Annotated in this window: 14 protein-coding genes; 7 read left to right on the top strand and 7 right to left on the bottom strand. The window is 41.3% G+C overall.

The features are described 5' to 3' along the window. Positions 1–2: 2 nt before the first annotated feature. Both ACFSQ3_RS08535 and ACFSQ3_RS08530 read right to left on the bottom strand, forming a co-directional pair. A complete protein-coding gene (locus tag ACFSQ3_RS08535) occupies positions 3–863 on the bottom strand; it encodes a hypothetical protein (protein ID WP_380869120.1) in 861 nt (286 codons plus the stop codon). Further along, positions 863–1474, bottom strand: a complete 612-nt coding sequence (locus tag ACFSQ3_RS08530) for a hypothetical protein (protein ID WP_380869119.1) — start codon at positions 1472–1474, stop codon at positions 863–865. Before ACFSQ3_RS08530 ends, ACFSQ3_RS08535 begins: the two co-directional genes overlap by 1 nt. 129 nt (positions 1475–1603) lie before the next feature. Here ACFSQ3_RS08530 and ACFSQ3_RS08525 point away from each other — a divergent pair, with 129 nt between their 5' ends. From ACFSQ3_RS08525 to ACFSQ3_RS08495, 7 genes are all read left to right on the top strand, one after another. Further along, complete coding sequence (locus tag ACFSQ3_RS08525; protein WP_380869118.1) at positions 1604–2035, top strand: PH domain-containing protein; 432 nt, start codon at positions 1604–1606, stop codon at positions 2033–2035. Positions 2036–2189: 154 nt separating this feature from the next. Next, positions 2190–3128: an SPFH domain-containing protein gene (locus ACFSQ3_RS08520; RefSeq protein WP_380869117.1), complete on the top strand. Its 939-nt coding sequence runs from the start codon at positions 2190–2192 to the stop codon at positions 3126–3128. A gap of 8 nt (positions 3129–3136) precedes the next feature. Next, a complete protein-coding gene (locus ACFSQ3_RS08515; protein ID WP_380869116.1) occupies positions 3137–3379 on the top strand; it encodes a hypothetical protein in 243 nt (80 codons plus the stop codon). Between the two features lie 10 nt (positions 3380–3389). Beyond that, complete coding sequence (locus tag ACFSQ3_RS08510) at positions 3390–4301, top strand: hypothetical protein (RefSeq protein ID WP_380869115.1); 912 nt, start codon at positions 3390–3392, stop codon at positions 4299–4301. Positions 4302–4318: 17 nt separating this feature from the next. After that, positions 4319–5173: a DUF6620 family protein gene (locus ACFSQ3_RS08505; RefSeq protein WP_380869114.1), complete on the top strand. Its 855-nt coding sequence runs from the start codon at positions 4319–4321 to the stop codon at positions 5171–5173. A gap of 60 nt (positions 5174–5233) precedes the next feature. Further along, entirely contained in the window at positions 5234–8218 is a 2985-nt protein-coding gene (locus ACFSQ3_RS08500; RefSeq protein ID WP_380869113.1) for a response regulator, read from the top strand. 12 nt (positions 8219–8230) lie between these two features. Beyond that, positions 8231–9319, top strand: coding sequence for a sensor histidine kinase (locus tag ACFSQ3_RS08495; RefSeq protein ID WP_380869112.1), 1089 nt, complete (start codon positions 8231–8233; stop codon positions 9317–9319). Positions 9320–9327: 8 nt separating this feature from the next. On the opposite strand, the gene ACFSQ3_RS08490 is transcribed toward ACFSQ3_RS08495, so the two are convergent. The 5 genes from ACFSQ3_RS08490 to ACFSQ3_RS08470 are packed head-to-tail and all read right to left on the bottom strand — an operon-like array spanning position 9328 to position 18588. Then, positions 9328–11586, bottom strand: coding sequence for a DUF4838 domain-containing protein (locus ACFSQ3_RS08490; protein WP_380869111.1), 2259 nt, complete (start codon positions 11584–11586; stop codon positions 9328–9330). A gap of 31 nt (positions 11587–11617) precedes the next feature. Continuing rightward, positions 11618–14503 carry a tetratricopeptide repeat protein gene (locus tag ACFSQ3_RS08485; RefSeq protein ID WP_380869110.1) on the bottom strand — a complete coding sequence of 962 codons (2886 nt, stop codon included), beginning with the start codon at positions 14501–14503 and terminating at the stop codon, positions 11618–11620. 9 nt (positions 14504–14512) lie between these two features. Then, positions 14513–16006, bottom strand: a complete 1494-nt coding sequence (locus tag ACFSQ3_RS08480) for a glycosyltransferase family 2 protein (protein ID WP_380869109.1) — start codon at positions 16004–16006, stop codon at positions 14513–14515. Between the two features lie 3 nt (positions 16007–16009). Beyond that, positions 16010–17452 carry a glycosyltransferase family 2 protein gene (locus tag ACFSQ3_RS08475; RefSeq protein WP_380869108.1) on the bottom strand — a complete coding sequence of 481 codons (1443 nt, stop codon included), beginning with the start codon at positions 17450–17452 and terminating at the stop codon, positions 16010–16012. Then, positions 17452–18588, bottom strand: coding sequence for a HEAT repeat domain-containing protein (locus tag ACFSQ3_RS08470; protein WP_380869107.1), 1137 nt, complete (start codon positions 18586–18588; stop codon positions 17452–17454). The genes ACFSQ3_RS08475 and ACFSQ3_RS08470 overlap by 1 nt, the downstream gene beginning before the upstream one ends. Between the last annotated feature and the right edge of the window lie 10 nt (positions 18589–18598).

Genomic DNA, 18598 nt, shown 5'->3' with positions numbered 1-18598 from the left:
AGCTAAGGATATTCATTCAAATACATCCCGTTATTTAGGGTGGATAAATGAAATGACATTGGCGATTTAAAATCTTCTTTCGTAACAGGGTTTTCAAGATAATTGACGAATCGTTCGACGGGATCTAAATCCAACTCTTCGGGAGATGTTGAAGCGTCCAAGCTAATGTAGCGGATTGTACAATTTGCCAGCACATCTTTAAATTTTGAAGATCGAATTCCTCCTTTCTCGAAGGCATCATTGATTGCTTCTTTGACTATATCCTCTCCCAAATTGGATTCCACTAGCAAAACAGCTTTACGACCATATTCGACGACCGAGACGTATGCTATGTTATCTTCTTCCAGCCCGTTTAGTTTCTCTGCATCAAATTCTCGCTTTTTAATGTCTGCTGCAAAATCTGCAAAAATATGCTCCACATTAAAGACAAGATTCGTTTTAGTGGATGGCGCCGTTGCCTTGGTCATCAAAAAACTTTCGATATCGATTTCCTGACCGAACAAAACATTCAAATCCGCGTAGTTTACAAACTCACGTTGTGTGGAAGCGAAACCGACAGAACCGAAATTCGACAAATTAGCGGCTTCTATCATGTCCGCTACGGCTTTTTCATACGACAATTTATTACATGCAAAACGCTTGGACAGAATTGGCAAACTTGAACTTACAGTCAACGAATCTGTTGGAGCATCCAATATAATGTGCTCACTTTCATTAATGGAAGATTTTGAAACAAACGCTCCGAGATAAATGGCATCTGGATTTTTCACAAAAATTCGTTGACTTCGGTTATGCTGTGCGAAAAGGCAGTCCGAAAATAAGAGTAAGGCCGCCGAAAATATCACTTTCAAAAATTCTTTCATTATTTGGTTTCCTTCTCCTTATATAAAAGTACTTCTGCAACTCCATAAGCCGAGTTTCCGGTTTTTCCTAAATGTAAAGATTTGTCGAAAGGATTACTGGAATAATCCTGATCTAAAACCACCAAACTTCGCGAACCGGAGCTTTGTATTTGCCGAGAAAATGCCACATCAATTTGCAAAAGTTTATCTTCTGTCAGCTTGCCTAAAAGTTTTTCTGTGCCATCAATACCCGTAAGAATATAAAGTTCTTTGTCGTCATTTTTCCAAACGGACTTGTATTTTTCGGTGAGATTGGATTTGGTTATGAACGTCGAATCTTTAGTGATGAGGATTTCCGTAGGTTGAAAAAACTGACGTCGATTTGCGAAATATTGCTCAACTTCTTCATCGTTTAAATTATTTGACTCAACACCTTTTTCAATCTTAAATCGCGTTTGCGATTTCGTCATACCGAAAACGTAGTAACTAGAATCTGGTTCTTCGGGAAGCGGTGGTGCAGGTTCCTCAGGTTCAACTGGATCAACAATTGGTTCAATTGCTTTTTTGGAACAACTTGTCCATAAGAGCGCAAAAAAAATGAGGCAAAGAGAAGTTTGTAAAGTAAATCGCATAATAATAGTTAGTTAGAATTCGCGCTATATATCATCATAGATTTTTCATAGCGCTTGTGACGAAACAAACATACAAATTTTCCAACATTAAGGTAAAAATTTCATATATTTCAGGAAAGCTTGATGTAGATGACATACTTCAAAATGCGTAAAGACTGGATTTACGGAATTATATTTTGGTTTTCTGTTCTGAGCATGTGGATTGCTCCAATCGCATGTATTGTCGCGTTCGGGATACTACATCCATCTATTATTATTGCCATCATCCTCATCGGATTCTCTATATATCTGTTAAGAAGTTGGTTTGATTCATCTTTTATTATCGACGAGCAAAACATCCACATAATATGTGGTTACATGCGAAAAACCGTTTCGATAGCGACAATCCGTAAGATAGAACGAGAAAAAACTATGCTTTCTGGAGACCGTTATGCCTTTGCGACAAAAGGATTAATTATTCATTATGATAAATTTGATGATGTGTATATTACTCCCGACGATAACGATCGGTTTATAGAAGCCTTATTGCAGATTAAATCCGACATTGAAATAATCAAATAGCGAATCCTATTTGCTCGAATATTTCCTTCGCTCATCCATCAAACTATCCGTAATTACACTAAAATTTCATTTAAATACGTTATATTTAAAGCATTGACTTTTCGAAAATCTACCTCGGATTAGTCGACATCTACATTTTACGTATTGATTTCACATGAAGCTACCACATATCGAAATTATCGAATCCGTTGCGCCCAACCCGAATCTGCTATTATGGAAATATCCGGATACAGATCGAGAAATTAAAAATGGTGCGAAGCTAACCGTTCGGCCTTCTCAACAAGCATTATTTATTAATGAGGGACAAATAGCTGATGTTTTTGATGCCGGATTGCACACGCTCAAAACAGAAAACATACCTATCCTAAGTAAGTTGAAGGGTTGGAAATATGGTTTTGAAAGTCCTTTCAAAGCAGATGTTTACTTTTTCAATACGCATCGATTTATCCAAAATAAATGGGGAACGCCCGCTCCTATTTTGATGCAGGATAAAGCTTTCGGACAAGTTCGTTTACGGGCATTCGGCACGTACGATATACGAATAGCGGATGTGAAAACGTTTTTCTCGCAATATGCAGGAAGTTTCTCGCACTTCAACATTTTTGAGCTGCAGGCGCAATTACGTGATTTTATCGCACCAATCTTCGGAGAAGTGCTAGCGCAAGAACAAATTTCTATCAAAGAAGTTGCCGGCAACATGACGCATTTGAGCGAACGCGTATTGCTGTTATTGATTCCGTATTTTCAAAAACTGGGATTGGAATTGTTGGATTTTCGTATAAGCTCCGTTACGTTACCCGACGAAGTAAGCAAACATTACGACAAAATTACCAGCATGAACATGGTAAACGATATCGATAAATACACGCAATTCTCGGCGGCACAAGCGATGAGTCAAAAAGGAACTGCGATGAGCGATATCGCAGCGAGTTCTATGGCGATCCAAGCTATGAATCAGGGTTTCCCGAAAACGACAACCAAGGAAACAGATATTCCGGCAAAGCTGAAGCAATTGAAGGACTTGCTAGATAATGGATTGATTGATAGCGAAGATTATCAAGCAAAGAAAAAAGAGTTATTGGATCAATTATAGCATCGATCATGACAAATAAAACAAAGTCTATTTTGGCGCAGCTGAAAGAAAAGGCTAGCAAGAAATCAATCTACGGTGGCGAGGCGCAGGAAAGAAGTAGTAATCTGCAAACGCTAACTTGTCCGAATTGCGGAGCCGGACGCGCAAAACACGACGGATTGACGAAATGCGCCTACTGTGGCTTTGTATTTATTGACACCGAATTGAGCAAAGGAATTTATCTCAACACCGACGATAATACCAAATCATAGCTTTTAAGTCATGAAAGATAGCACAGCGACTTTTGTAAACCAACAACAGCGTTGGTTTCAATTTTTGGAAAAGATGGAGCAACGTATGTCAGAGCTCGTTGATGAAGCAATACCAGAACTTCGCACGTTGTATGCTACGGATGAAGATTTGTACAAACGGAACTTTTCACAAGTTCAATCAGGAATTTTAGGCCAACTGGAGAGTTTGCGTGTTAAAGCTTCCGACACCTACGAAATACAGATTGTTCCACTTTGGGAAAAACATAGTCAGCTTGCTTCCGGGTTTCTAAATCAAGAGAGCTATGCGTTTCGCGAAGCTTGCATGGATCGTTTGCACGCTTTCGAAGAAAAATTAAACGCTTATCACACTGAAATTCAAAATACATCCAAAGAAGACTTGGAGATTGTTTTTCAAGAAATTGAAGATGAATTTCAGCGTTTAAAAGAAAGCTTTCAATGTACGCAATGCGGATCGCCGCTTACATTAGGTAAAAAAATCTATTTGCGAACTTACATAAGCTGTCCGAGTTGCAGCACGCAAAACACATTTGAGCCTGGGACGGGTTTGGCCAAGCTCAATCTAATTGCCCGTCCTTTGGCCGAACAGCGAACAGCGCATTTGCGTATGCACATCGATGAATTGCAAGAAAGAGAACGCACGTTGTATTTGGAAATTCATCAACTTAAAATCAGCTCTATTCATTTGTCCAATAACGAAAAGCTAGCTTCCGAATCCAAATTGCAGGAATTACAAGAAGAACGCGAGCGCGTTATCCAAGAATCTCTGTTAGCGGAGGAAAATTACCTAGAAGCGTTCTATAAAGATTGGATCAGCATAAGTCCAGATCAAGAAGAGCATCTCATGAAAAGATATCAAAACGATCTAACGGCATTTAAACGAAAATTAATCCCTATCAAGTAAACTTAACTAAAATCGAAATGAGCAATAATCACACAAATTACGATGTAGAAAATTTACATGGAACGCATTATTCTTCCGAATCATTTTACCAAGAATTAGAAAACCGTGTTCAACAGTATTTGGCGAGTGATGATGAGGTTTATAGTGAAGATGAAATCGCTAACATCCGTACCAACCTACGTAAGTCGTTGTATCAAGAATGGAATGATTGCGATTCGGATCAAGTCATTCGTTTTGAAACGGCTAATTCTTACAAACATCATGGTATTCAATCATCGGGATTTGTCAAGGAAAACGATGTCGAAGAAAATCCTCTGCTTGCTCCCGTTCACGGATTGTCGTTAAGAGATTATACTGCGATGACGATCAAAATAACACAGGGTGTTCCGGAAGCCGACATATTTGCGGCGATGGGAATCGAAGCTCCCGTTTGGGATGAATTAAACACAATTTGGGGACAGCGAATGGCGGAAGATACCAGCTTTACCGTGACCACATTATTTGGACAATATTTCGCGGAAAATGCTACGCATCCAAAATTGGAAGCATTAGGAGCTTCTTCGAGCGCGGGCAATTCGGAAAACTTGCGGAAATTGAGCACTGATCGCTATTTCTACGAAGAATTGGCTGGCGCACGCGAAGCCGCTTACGAATATGGTTTAGATGGTGCTCAGTGGATTTTGGACGAATACGGTATTAATTTGGCCGATTTTCAATCGGTTGCGATGCAATGGATGACCCAACAAAATCAACAATTCAATAGCGCGGACGTGCTACATTTTACAGATTATCATCAACAAAAAAAAGAAGAATACGCTGCTAAATTTGCGGAAGAACAAGGTGGAAATATTGCGGACGATATAGAATTTTAATCGTTCGATTAAAATGAGCGGCTAAATGACCATATTTGTACGTTATTATTACCGAACCCTATGAAGTTTTCTATCGCCCAACGTCTTTATTTTGGACTAATCGCTGGCTTTATCATTGTCCTTACTATCGGGGTACTCTCCTATTTGTCATACCAAAAGCAGATCAGGCAGAGCAAATGGGTACAGCATACGCAAGAAGTTATCAATACCACCACGTCAGTAAAGCAATTGATTACGCAAATTGAAACCAATAAGCGAAACATCATCACCAATCCCACTACTCAAGCAAAAATGGCTTTTGATACCACGGTGGTCAGTTTGCAAAATACATTGAAACAATTGGATTCGCTGGTCGAAGATAACCCCGACGCCACCGCACATGTGCAGTCCATATTGGATTCCACGAATGCATTTATCCAAATTTGGCGTGATATTAACGCGCCGAAGAACTTTGATCCGAACAACGACACCTTAATATTATTGCAGAAAATCCGTGCTGGGTCTGCAAAAACCAATGCATTGGTAGAAGAACTAGAACGTTTTAAACAATTTGAACACAGGCTATTTGTAGATCGAAGCAATAAGGCTGAAAAGTGGGCTCAGCAAAGTATCGGTATATTGCTATGCGGATTAGCGCTAATCTTGATTATTGTCGGTGCTTTGAGTTACCAAGTTTACCACGAACTAGTCGGTCGCCTAAGAACGCAAAACAAGTTAAAACGAAGCCTGAAAAACATGGAGAATCTGAATGCTGAAACTACGCGTCAGAATTGGCAATTAACCAGTCTTTCCAAAGTAAACAACTTATTGCAAGGACAATATTATGAGGATGCGCAACAACTTGCAGGAGCTTGCACCTCGGAAATTGCCAAGCTATTGGATGCACCAGCGGCGATTTTATATAGCTTTCATGAAGAGGGACAACTTTTACAACCTATTGGTACGCACGCTACGCCGAGTGAAATTCCTACCCATCACTATTTAGGGACAGGAATCACAGGACAAGCTGCACTCGCTCGTGAGGCGACAGTTATTGATACCTTGCCGGAAGATTATCCGACCTTATCGACCGGCATCGGGTCAGCGCATCCAAAAGCCCTTATTCTATTGCCATTGTGGGTAGATGATCAGTTAATTGGTTTACTTGAGGTCATTGGATTTAAACCCTTCACGGATATCCATGTACAGCTATTAAACTTACTTGCCCATAATATGGCAGGTGCGTTACAAAGCGTAATTTCCAGGGAACATTTACAAGAGTTAGTAAATCAAATCAGCAAGCAGAAAGAAGAGTTGGAAACTTCGCAAGAAGCTGTAAAAGCCCAATCGTCTGCCTTAGAGCAAAGCAACCGTTACAAATCCGAGTTTCTGGCGAATATGTCGCACGAACTACGTACTCCATTGAATAGTATTTTGATATTGGCTAATCTCTTGTCTGAAAATATGGGTGGACAGTTGTCCGAAAAACAGAAAGAATATAGTCAAATCATTCATAAGTCAGGATCCGATCTTTTGCATTTGATTAATGATATTCTCGACTTATCTAAGATTGAAAGCGGCAAAATAGACCTATTTCCAGAAGAAATTTCTGTTGATATTATCACCCAAGATATGGATGATTTTTTCAGCCATGTTGCGTCAGAGCGTGAGATTTCCTTTTCGGTAGAATTCACATCTCCAAACGATCCGCGCATATATACCGATAAGAAACGTATCGAACAAATCCTTAAAAACCTACTGTCCAACGCATTAAAATTCACAACTGCAGGCGGTACAGTAAGTTTGAAATCGTACTACAACAGTGACAGCGACCACTTCAAATTCGTGGTTAAAGATACTGGAAAGGGCATTCCAGATGAATACCAATCCGTTATCTTCGAAGCTTTTCAGCAGGTGGATGGTGCGACCAACCGTAAGTTTGGTGGTACCGGTTTGGGATTATCCATCAGTCGGAATTTGGCGGAACAATTGGGCGGATCGCTAACGTTGCAAAGTACATTGGGTGTAGGTAGTGAGTTTACGCTGTTATTGCCTAAAATTGGGCCAACCGCTCCTATTCAATCCCTAGAAATGAAGCAAGCGGTAACGAAGCCCATGCCTGCACCTGCATCTGCGCTGGTAACGCACCAAGACAGCGTGGAAGACGATCGTTACGCATTGGAAGATGGAAACAAGCTAAAATTACTGATTATTGAAGATGATGAAAATTTTGCTACCATACTGCGTGATTTTGCTAGGAAGAAGAATTACAATGCTATAGTAGCGCTCAGCGGCGAAGAAGGATTATACTGCGCGCGAAAATTCGCTCCTTCGGCGGTATTACTGGACATTCATCTACCTGGATTATCCGGAACGGAAATTATATATACATTAAAACGTACGCCGAACCTGTCCAATATTCCAATCCACGTCATTACTTCCCACGATGATTTAGGATATTTACAGCAGGAGATTGCAGGCATTACCATTAAACCATTTGAATTCGAGCAATTAGATTCTATCTTCCAAAGCATTGCTCCAAAATCCGGTAATCTACAAAACGCGGAACCAACACAAAGTAAAACAACGGAGCACACGCTAAACAGGTTATCCATCCAACAGCCGCGCGAAAAACAGCAAAATAATCCACCATCATCGACGATCGATGAGGATCTGCTCCGTATAGATGGTTGCCGTATATTATTGACCGACGATGATATGCGTAACGTTTATGCACTAACAGCTATGCTGGAGGCACTTGGTGCTGATGTTACTGCAGCTAGTAACGGAGAAGAGGCACTCGATTATTTGTCGCAGGAGAACGATATAGAATTAATTCTGATGGATATTATGATGCCGGTCATGGATGGTTATGAAACCATGCAACACATCAGGAAGCAGGAAAAGTATCAAGAAATTCCTATTATTGCAGTAAGTGCAAAAGCGATGGCGGGTGATCGGCAGAAAGCAATTGATGCGGGAGCAACGGAATATTTAACAAAGCCGATAAATAAAACAGAACTAATAACATTAATTCATTCTTGTATACCAAAGAATAGAGGCTAACAAAAAAGCGGTATGAAAGGCGCATTTAAAATTCTTCTAGTAGACGACAAACAGGAAAATATTATTGCGCTGGAACACATGCTCGCGCAAAATGACCGCGAATTTCTTATCGCGAATAACGGCAACGATGCACTAAAACAGTTATTGCGAAACTCGGACGTTGCTTTAGTCATGCTCGACGTACAAATGCCTGATATGGACGGCTTTGAGGTAGCTTCCTTAATTAAAAGCAATCCGAAGACACAACACGTAGCTATTATTTTTGTCACCGCAATTAATAAAGAACCACAATATATTCTCAAAGGTTTTGAAGGTGGTGCAGTGGATTATTTGAGCAAACCATTGGACGTTCAGGTAACACGTGCTAAAGTAGCAGTCTTTGAAAAATTGTATCGTTATCAAAACGAATTGCAAGTTGCATTAAAAGAAAAAGAGGACATTAATAAGCAGTTGGAGCGCTTCATGTACGTCGTAGCTCACGATCTAAAATCTCCTCTTTCGGGCATGCTTTCCATGATGGATTATATCCGGACCTATGAGCGAGATAGTATTAATACGACGGTAGATAACTATTTGCAAATGTGTGTAGATGCGGCGCACCACTTAAATGGAATGATTAGCTCTGTTTTAGAGTATTCTAGGAAGGCAAATACGGAACAACAAGTTGAATTGGTCGATACACACGCATTAGTTAGTGAAATGATTCGCTTACTTTTCCCTCCGCCAAATATCCGTATTTCAATTGATGGCTTTCTACCAGTAATTCATGGAAATAAATTAAAAATACATCAAGTATTCCAAAACTTTGTTAGTAATGCCATCAAACATAATGATAAAATGCATGGCGAAATTACAATAGGATTTAAAGGTCCTGAAAAAGGTTACTACACGTTTTATGTGAAAGACAATGGTCCTGGAATAAAACGAGAGGATCACCAGCGAATCTTCAAATTGTTTGAAACGGTAGATAAAAACGATCCTAACGATACCGGTATCGGACTAAATGTGATCAAACTATTTGTCGAAGAGCGAGGCGGAAAAATTACCGTCGACTCCGAACCAAACCAAGGCAGCACATTCTATTTTACTTGGCCAGAATAAAATTCTTGCTACCGCACGGTAATTTCGTTAACAGCAATTAACGGCTTGCGACGATTATTCCCCGAGAACCAACTCGGAAATTGTTTTGGCGTAACACCTGTAACTCGTACAAAGCGCGCTTCAATCTTCTTATCGATGATTTTTATTTGTTGTGTACGACGCAGTGCAGAAGCTTCTCCATCAACGCCTGATTCCGGCTTCGCAGATCCAACCTTTCGAAATGTTTTCCCATCTACGCTAACCTCCACAATCATTTGATCGGGTGCGAATATATAATGACGTGGATCATCTAAGTAATTCACTTGCACTTCTTGTACAGGTTGTGTTTTACCTAAGTCGATTGTTGCTACCAGATCTACCTGCTCAAAAAGCAACCAATTGTAGCTGTAATCTAATCCCCCAGCCATGCCATCTGTTAATGTCACTTCACGTTTGGCTGGGTAATCAGGAACAAATGCATTAGCCAGTACCACCGGCTTATCCAATGATAAACCAGAGATAAAGCCTTGATCCAACAGCGCTTGCCATTCCTGACCGTAAGTTTTAGGATCTATTCCCGCTTCAGCCAATTCCGTTACTCCAGCTTCGTTGCACGCTTTTACAAATCGCTCAACACGAGCTTTCCAGCCGGGCTTCACACCTATCGTTTCCTTGTCGGGATCGTAAGCTAAGTACCCAAATTTTTCCCTTCCGAACAATTTGGCTTGTTGCAAAACGGCATACTCTAGTCCCAAACGTAATTTACGGATGCGAGCTGAACGGATTTCGTCTGACTCAACAGCCGCCTCCGCTTCGTCGAGTAAGCTACTGTACTGATCAATAAGCTCCGGCTTCAAAAAATCCTTTCGACTATTTACGGGCGTGCCATAAATATCCAAAACGGAATTGGTTTCCTTGATCGCTTTGTGCTGTGCATCCAAAAAAGATTGAACTTTTTGTGCAGCAGCACCATAATAATTCGCCAAGAAGTCTTGACGAATAGCATCTACATCAATCTCCGAATTCCATAGCGATTTTGCAATTAGATAGCTTTTCAATTCGGCTAGATCGCCATGTGTGTATCCTGATCCCTGCGAGAAGACACCGCCAATTCCATTCTTCTTAAAATAGGAAATATTGGATGCAAGATGTTCATCATCTGGAAATGGCGCAATGTAGTTAGTGAACTGCGTATTATAATCCCAAACGAAGATGCGATCTGTTTTTTCCTTCCAACCGGCTAGTTGATCACGAAATGCCTTTGCCGTTGGTTCGCGTTCCAAATCTTTCTGCCGTTGCGCATCAATGCTACTTAGCATGATGTAAACATTCTCGGCAGGTTTAGTTTTCTTCGGTGGGTTAGCAGTATAAGTATACGCTAAAGTCGTAAATTTCTTATCAGGAAAAGATTCTGCAATTTTGTTGACGAATCGAATCAAACTTCCTTGTGGACCACCTTCTTCCTGATCTACTTTCTGACAGCTTTCGCACGTACAGAATCCAGCTCCATCCATCGGTGCAATTGACCAATATTCTGCTTCCGGGCGATCCGCCATTGCTTCTTTCAACGTAGCTTTTGCAAGCTTTAAAACATCCGGATTACTTAAGCAGAGTTGGGTAGCTTGGCGTTTCCCGTTAACTAATGCGAAGTATTCGGGATGCGCAGCAAAGTGCACTTTGGGATCGACCAGTTTAAAGTAAGAATGTCCCCAAAATCCCCAAAGATCTTCGAAACGATGAAGTTTGTGCCAATCCATGTATTCGTTGTCCATTGCGGCTGGATAAAAGCTTTCGCGATATGTAAAAGCGGGTTCCTCAGTGATATTTATTGATTCGGGCAAACGAATTGTTTTTTGTTCGGGTACATAGGTAGCGCCCTCATCCAGCTTTCGGCATCCAAGCAACTCCAACAAGGAATAAACACCGTAAAGTGTTCCTTTACCTCCGCCTCCATAAATCAATAATTTATTGCCATCTTGTCGAATCGTAAAACCATCTGTGCTTTGTGCAGACTTTCCAGCAAAATCGGCTGCAGTTGCGCCTATTAAAATGCTATTCAGTTGGTCTTCCTTTTGACTGCGAATAATAGGAAGCTTCGTTCCGCTCATGCGAAAAACATAATCTTGTAGTACAGCTGCCGATTTATGATCAATTGCCGGAGCAGATTCCGACACAACAATATTTGCAGTAGCGCGCCCATCTTTGGTTAATTCGAAAACCGGTTGCGCTGCCCCACAACTAAATTGCGCTTGCACGATTAAGCAGATAAATAATATATTTTTCCACATGAGATCACCTCCAACTTATTAGTAATCTCCACTAAAACCGTCGCATTACGGAAATGTAGAGATCATATTGATTTTGAAAATTTTGCGGCCCCACTTTTTGTGAAATCCACGTTCCATTGATACCTAAACTCGTTCTATACTGAAATGTTCGTTGATAGCCCGCACCAACGCTACGCGTCAACAGACCGGTTAATTGCGAGAATTGAATTAACCGACTGCGATCATCCGGCGACGTACCTAATCCAATGGTCGTGGATAGAAAATCTTGTCTATTATTCATATAATATCGACCGACCAACGCAAAGGAAGATGCTATATCTTGTGCTTCCCAAACTGCATAACCACGCAGGTTTACCCAAAAATCACCAATCGTTTTGGAATACGCGCCTAACACCGAAGTACTTCTCAACGTATCGCGTTGCAAATAACGTACCCCAAGTCCCACTTCGCTTTCATTTTTGAAAGTGCGGTACAATGAGTACCCTAGCCTCACCTGTGGAAAAGCAACTTGATTTCCAAATGCCAGGTGTGCATAAGAATACCATTTCGGATTGTGCGTGTAATACATTTCTGTCTCGGCTTGCAGTCCCGTGCCGCTTGCTCTTCCCGCATAATTAATCCGACCTCCGATTGTCCCCTTTTTGAACGTTCGGATGTACTCTAAGGTAGCGATATCGTATTTATCTTCTGAATAATCGTACCTGGAACGTAGAAAATGCATTCCGAACTGGTTCTTTAACGTCCGGCTTTTCAGATACGCAGCATAATCTCTATTTATTACGGATGGTTGCTGTGTGTACACAGTGTCCGCATCGGCGGATGCGCGTAGGAAATCGCGTTGCGCTTCGTATGCTTGCGCTCTGCGCAATCGAATATCCGTCCAATTCGGATTCCACTGCAAACTTTGCTGAATGTAATATTGAGCACTATCGTATGCTAAGCGTTCCATTTGGATATTGATAATATTGAGCTGAGCCACAGAATCTTTGGGATTAATGGCTAAAACTGCACGATAATTATCAAGCGCGCCATCAAGATTATTAATTCGTTTTGCTTGGTTTGCTGCGCTCAACAAGTTTTCTGTGTAGGCATCGCGATAACGAATCGTATATGGATAACGATCCATCAACGAACGAACTTCACGATTTGCTTCATCAAATCGTCCCATGCTTGTAAGTACAGAAGAGCGTTTTAATAAGATTTCCCGATCTTGTGGGTAAGATGCTAGTCCTAAATCGGTAAAATACAATGCGCTATCCAGCTCATTGGTTGCGCTGTACAAATTAATTAGATAATTGATTGCTTCTCTATTGTTTGTATCCCGGCGCAATACGGCACGTAACTGCTGTGCAGCAAGAGCATATTCGTCATCTTGCAACAATCGATTTCCTGCGCGCAGACGATTTTCCGTGAATGCTGTTAAGTATTGAGGCACATCCGGATACGCATTAATTAAATCTTGCAGCACATCTCCTGCTTCATCAAAACGTCCGGCATCTGTAAGCAAGCTGGCTTGTTTCAGCTTAAGATGGTCATTGTTGGTAACAGAAATTTGTTGTTCCAAGGTTTCCAGCGCGCGATCATAATTGCGTTGAGCGGCATAGGTGTTAACCATACTTTCCAGCACCGAAGAATCTTGAGGATTAATTTCAAGCGCTAACTCCAACTCCCGCAAAGCTAAATCATTTTGTTGTTGACTAACGTAATAACGCGAACTTGCAATTTTCAAATCCACATATCGGGCTCGCATATCGGTATTGGAAGGCGATCGTTGTAACAAATTTCCAGCTATTTGAGAAGCTTCGCTAAATTGCCTTTCATATTCTAGCAGATCAAGCTTCAACAACAATAATTCCGTCGAGCTTGGCTCCCTGCGTAATCCGGCATTGACCCAAGTCATCGCTTCTCGATATGCACCACGAGATGTCGCCAAACCAATTACCTTGCGTAACGCCTCCCGATTGCTCGGATCTTTTTCCAAAATCGACTGGTAAAGCATGTAAGGATCGGTTTGCGTATAGAATACGGCAGCTTCTTCACGCAGTTCGCGCTCCAACGCGCGAGCTACGCCATCATTCGGGTGATAACGATAAATAGTTTGTAAAACGGTTAAAGCTTCCGCATAACGTAAATCCTCCCGAAGCATATTTAATTTCTTCATCAGCCATTCGTACGAAGTGGGGTTGCTTTCCAATTCGGCAGATATTTGATTTGCCATGGTGGAACGGGTATGCACGGAAAGATCTGATGTGCCCATTAATTCGCGCGCTTCCAAGTTTCCAGGATCGATCGCAAAAACTTTATCTAAACTCGATATTGCCGCGCTTGGCAAATCTTGTGCGCGATAGCGACGCGCATTTTCCAAATGATGACCGATGTATGCTTGTTGAATATCCTTATCTCGCGGGGCCTGCCGAATTAAGCGATCAGCCAAATTATTTCCTTCTGCAATATAACCTAGTACGTCCAAAATGCCCAGCTTACGCAACAACAAATCCTTACGATTCGGGTATGCTTTCAGTGCGCCATCAACAGCAGTCAATGCCGATTTATAATGTTTGGAACTAACTTCGATGTTGATTTTGTAATAATACGCATCCAAATATTTTTCATCATTTTTCAAGACATTATCGACATGCTTCCTTGCTAAATCCCATTGACCGGTTAGCATATAAACACGACCCAATAACAACTCTAAATCAGTAAATTCCGGACGCTGACTTAAGCCTTCTTTCGCTACGGCAATGGCGCGATTGTAGTTTTTCTGATTTGTAAGCTGCACAGCTTGTTCATACATTTCATCTGCATTGTCTTTTGAGCGAAACCATTGGCTCTGCGCAGAAGATATACCGGACAGCAACAAAATGCCAACTATTAAAATTCTGAATGTGATACGAAATGTCCCCATAATGGCCATCCTGTTTAATTATTTTGCGGTTTTCTTTTGTCCAAATCCCTGGCGCTTCATATTTCCCCATGTATGCTTACGTCCTGTAGCAAAATTAAAATAACCTTTTAACGCATAGAATACGATCAACGGGTGATAAACAATAGGCTCAATAAATGCCATCAGACTTAATCCCATCAATTCGCCCCAAGTTTTATAATACCTAAAAGTCAATTGATCCCAAAGTAAAGCCAACGTTGAAATCATAACTGCATATAGGTAAACAAAGGACAACAAGATCAGGGCAAATGGCCAATTTATACTTCCCGTAACTATCAAGTAAACATAAGATATAATCCCGATCACTTCAAGGATTGGTGCAAGAAACTCGAATAACAAATTGTAAGGTAAAACGACCAGTCCTAAGCGACCATACCTCGGGTTGAACAGGACATTTTTATGCATGGTCATAATTTCCGCCAAACCTCGTCCCCAACGTGTACGTTGCCTACCGAATACATCCAACGATGATGGGCCTTCCGTCCAACATTGTGAAGATGGAATATAGCGAATCGCATATTTCATCTTATTTTCGATCATATACGTGCACATCCGCGTCACGATATCCATATCTTCCGCGAAGGATTTATGATCGTATCCACCGGCTTTGATAGCGATTTCTTTATCAAATAATCCCAATCCTCCAGAAACATTCGGTACACAATTGATCTGACTCCAGCCCATTTTCCCAAGCACGTAAGCACGAATATATTCCATTTCCTGAAAACGTGGTAGCCACTGCTTCGGGGGACGAACACGGGTAATTAAACCGCCTTCCACCTCACAAGAATTTACCAAACGCAATGTCGCTCCGCTGGCTATCACGCGTACATTATCTTCTACCACGTGTACATATCCACATTCCGGACAAGGTTCGCCTACTTCCTTGACCGTTTTGCCGCCTTCATCCAAAAAGGGCTTAATCATTTTTAACAACGTATCCTTCTCGAGGATACAATCTACATCCGTACACAAGAAGTAATCGTAAGCAGCTGCGTTAACACCCGCATTGGAAGCATCCGCCTTGCTTTTTCCATTTACCTTATCGATCACCAACAAACGGCTATACGCCGAATTAGTAGACTTATAGAAACGCTTTGTCGGTCGCGTAACGATCTTTTCATCGTAGGCAAATGGCACTTCCACCATTTCAAATTCATCGATGAGCTGTTGCAAAGTATCATCCGTACTTCCGTCGTTGACAATAATGACTTCGAATGTGGGGTAATTCAACGTGAGCAACGAGCGAACGTTCATGATGATCGTCAATGCTTCGTTAAAAGCAGGCGCGATAACGGAAATTCCGGGAGAAATAGAGGATTGGAAAGCGCGGTCATAATCCACAAACTCACTTTCTGCTTTAAAACGACGTACTCCTCGTAAAGACAACCACGCTAACAGTGCGTAGATGAACAAAAGCGTACATCCGTAAGCAAAGATTATCCATTGGAATATGTTTTGAATCCACTCCATCGCTTACTTTTTTGTCCCTCCAAATCCCTGACGTTGCATATTTCCCCAGCTTCCCTTTTTCCCTGTTAGGAAATCCCAATATCCCATCAAAGAAAACACAACAATTAAGGGGTGGTAGATCAGGAACTCAAAAAACGGAGCAACGCACAGTTGCGCCACTTCTTTCCATGATCTGTAATGCCGAAATGCTAACTGATCCCAAACGATGGAAATCGTGGTAATCATAATCGCATACGTGTACACAAAAACCAATAATATGATCGCATACGGCCAATTGATCACACCAAAAAGGATCATAAATAGATAAAATAACAATCCAACCGCTTCAATTATTGGTGCTAATAATTCGAAAAAAAAATTGTAGGGTAATACAATCATACCCATCCGGCCGTAACGCGGACGCATAAACATCTTGAAATGGGCATACATGAGTTGTGCTAAACCTTTCGCCCAACGCGTACGCTGCCGTTTAAAAATTTGTATAGTCGCTGGTCCTTCCGTCCAACACAATGTTTTTGGCAAATAACGAATCGCGTAATTAATATCATTATCGCTCGCAAATCGGCACATTCTAAACATGAGTTCCATATCCTCCCCGAAAGATTTGCTATCATAACCGCCTGCTCTGGTAGCAATTTCCCGATCGAATAAACCCAAACCTCCGGATACATTCGGAACGCTATTTATTTTGCTCCAGCCCATTTTTCCGACAATAAACGAGCGAATATATTCCACCTCTTGGAACCGCGGTAGCCACTGTCTTGGCGGACGCATACGCACCATTACGCCATCTTCAAATTCACACGAATTGGCTAAGCGTAGCGTGGCACCCACAGCAATAACGCGTTTTTCGGACTCTTGAAGTACAGGTTTAATTAGTTCTAGCAAAGTATCTGTATGCAAGATGCAATCGACATCTGTACAGACAAAATAGTTATAGGTCGCGGCATTAATTCCGGCATTTACAGCATCTGCTTTACTTTTCCCATTTACCTTATCTATAACTAACAACCGACCGTAGGCAGGATTATTCGATTTGTAGATGCCACGAATAGGTTGCGTAGTAATTTGCGCATTGTACGCAAAATCAACTTTGATCATGTCAAATTCGGCGATGAGCTGTTCAAGCGTAGTATCTGTACTACCATCATTGACAATGATGATTTCGAATTCCGAATAATTCAGCGTGAGCAATGAACGAACATTTTGGATAATCGTAAGCCCCTCGTTATAGGCAGGTGCCAGCACCGTGATGCCAGGTGCTAAAGGCGAAGCCATTAAGCCATGGTGCGTATCGGTAAAGGATGAGGAACGAAGATAATGGCGTATAGCATAAAACGACAAAATGGCCAACATAGCGTAGACCAAAAGCAGAATAATTCCATAGGAGAATATCGCCCATTCGAAGAAGAAACCAATCCAATCCCAAATACTACGTTCTTCCATCAATGTTTGATTAACGGGTTCATACAATGGCGAAGAATCAATTGATTTTCCTTACTGGAATTCTCCAATAATTCTTGAATAACAGGCGAATCCGGTGCATGCATCTTCAGCAAGGCACGCGCCGCACTCTTACGTACTTCAAAATCTGTAGCGTGAAGAAATTCTGTCATCACAAAATCAACATGCGATTTACCACGTAAACGACTCAACGCTCGAAGAATTTCAATTTGGCAGTTGAGCGGTTGATTATTGTACATATTAACCAAATCATGCTCCACCTCGTCTACCTCTAATTTACCTAATGCAATGATTGCATCAGCACGTAGATAATGATCTTTCGTACCCAATAACTTTATAATTGCAGGAATGGCGGCAACCTGATTGAAGTGAACTACTAACTTCAAACAAAATGACACGACCGATTTATTGGCACTGTAAGTAATCCATCGCGCGAAGTTTGGAATTACAATTTTTTCGGTAGTCGTAATAATGCGGAAAAGTTCAATCTGATCCCAAGGTAACAGGGTGTCCGAAACGACATCGAAAAATTTAAAAGGCTCATTTCTACTTAGCTTAATGTAGGCATGCCGAGCGGCAGCACGAAGTTCCATGTTTCGGCTATTCGTAAGTGGAAGCAAAGCGACATCGGCAACAGGAACTCCCATATTCACAAACTCATTTAACGCTTGCACACGCTTATTCCATTTCCCCGATTTCAATTTACGATGCGTATCCTTATCCAATTCTAAATCCAAATAAAGATTTCGAAGCACCTCACCCATCGAACCGCGAATGTTTTTTCTGTAATCAACGATTCGATCAATTAAAATTTGCCGAGCCCACTTCGGATCTAATTCTGGAATATCAAAATAATCAGCAATGGATTCTTCGGCTGCACTATCCGGATAATGCAACTTGTCATTTGCCAATACTTTTCCAATCAACAAATCATCTATTAAAGGCGTAACTTTTGCCTCGCGTCTGGCGCGCACGCTTCCCAAATATCTGCCTCGCAAAATCGATAAATAGGCAATCAGCGTAGCAAAAATAGCTACCACAACGAACACCATAGCAATTTTGATCACAATTGGCAGATCGGGCGTATTGCGAAAATATGGAATTAAATCGTTGAACATAATCTGTAGG

It is taken from the genome of Sphingobacterium corticis, from assembly GCF_042684745.1.
In the GTDB taxonomy this organism is placed as follows: domain Bacteria; phylum Bacteroidota; class Bacteroidia; order Sphingobacteriales; family Sphingobacteriaceae; genus Sphingobacterium; species Sphingobacterium corticis.
This window is presented reverse-complemented; position numbering and strand designations above follow the sequence as displayed.

Bases quoted from the DNA above. Each gene is read 5' to 3' on its own strand.
- ACFSQ3_RS08535 (WP_380869120.1), bottom strand. From the start codon at position 863: ATGAAAGAATTTTTGAAAGTGATATTTTCGGCGGCCTTACTCTTATTT.
- ACFSQ3_RS08530 (WP_380869119.1), bottom strand. From the start codon at position 1,474: ATGCGATTTACTTTACAAACTTCTCTTTGCCTCATTTTTTTTGCGCTC.
- ACFSQ3_RS08525 (WP_380869118.1), top strand. From the start codon at position 1,604: ATGACATACTTCAAAATGCGTAAAGACTGGATTTACGGAATTATATTT.
- ACFSQ3_RS08520 (WP_380869117.1), top strand. From the start codon at position 2,190: ATGAAGCTACCACATATCGAAATTATCGAATCCGTTGCGCCCAACCCG.
- ACFSQ3_RS08515 (WP_380869116.1), top strand. From the start codon at position 3,137: ATGACAAATAAAACAAAGTCTATTTTGGCGCAGCTGAAAGAAAAGGCT.
- ACFSQ3_RS08510 (WP_380869115.1), top strand. From the start codon at position 3,390: ATGAAAGATAGCACAGCGACTTTTGTAAACCAACAACAGCGTTGGTTT.
- ACFSQ3_RS08505 (WP_380869114.1), top strand. From the start codon at position 4,319: ATGAGCAATAATCACACAAATTACGATGTAGAAAATTTACATGGAACG.
- ACFSQ3_RS08500 (WP_380869113.1), top strand. From the start codon at position 5,234: ATGAAGTTTTCTATCGCCCAACGTCTTTATTTTGGACTAATCGCTGGC.
- ACFSQ3_RS08495 (WP_380869112.1), top strand. From the start codon at position 8,231: ATGAAAGGCGCATTTAAAATTCTTCTAGTAGACGACAAACAGGAAAAT.
- ACFSQ3_RS08490 (WP_380869111.1), bottom strand. From the start codon at position 11,586: ATGTGGAAAAATATATTATTTATCTGCTTAATCGTGCAAGCGCAATTT.
- ACFSQ3_RS08485 (WP_380869110.1), bottom strand. From the start codon at position 14,503: ATGGCCATTATGGGGACATTTCGTATCACATTCAGAATTTTAATAGTT.
- ACFSQ3_RS08480 (WP_380869109.1), bottom strand. From the start codon at position 16,006: ATGGAGTGGATTCAAAACATATTCCAATGGATAATCTTTGCTTACGGA.
- ACFSQ3_RS08475 (WP_380869108.1), bottom strand. From the start codon at position 17,452: ATGGAAGAACGTAGTATTTGGGATTGGATTGGTTTCTTCTTCGAATGG.
- ACFSQ3_RS08470 (WP_380869107.1), bottom strand. From the start codon at position 18,588: ATGTTCAACGATTTAATTCCATATTTTCGCAATACGCCCGATCTGCCA.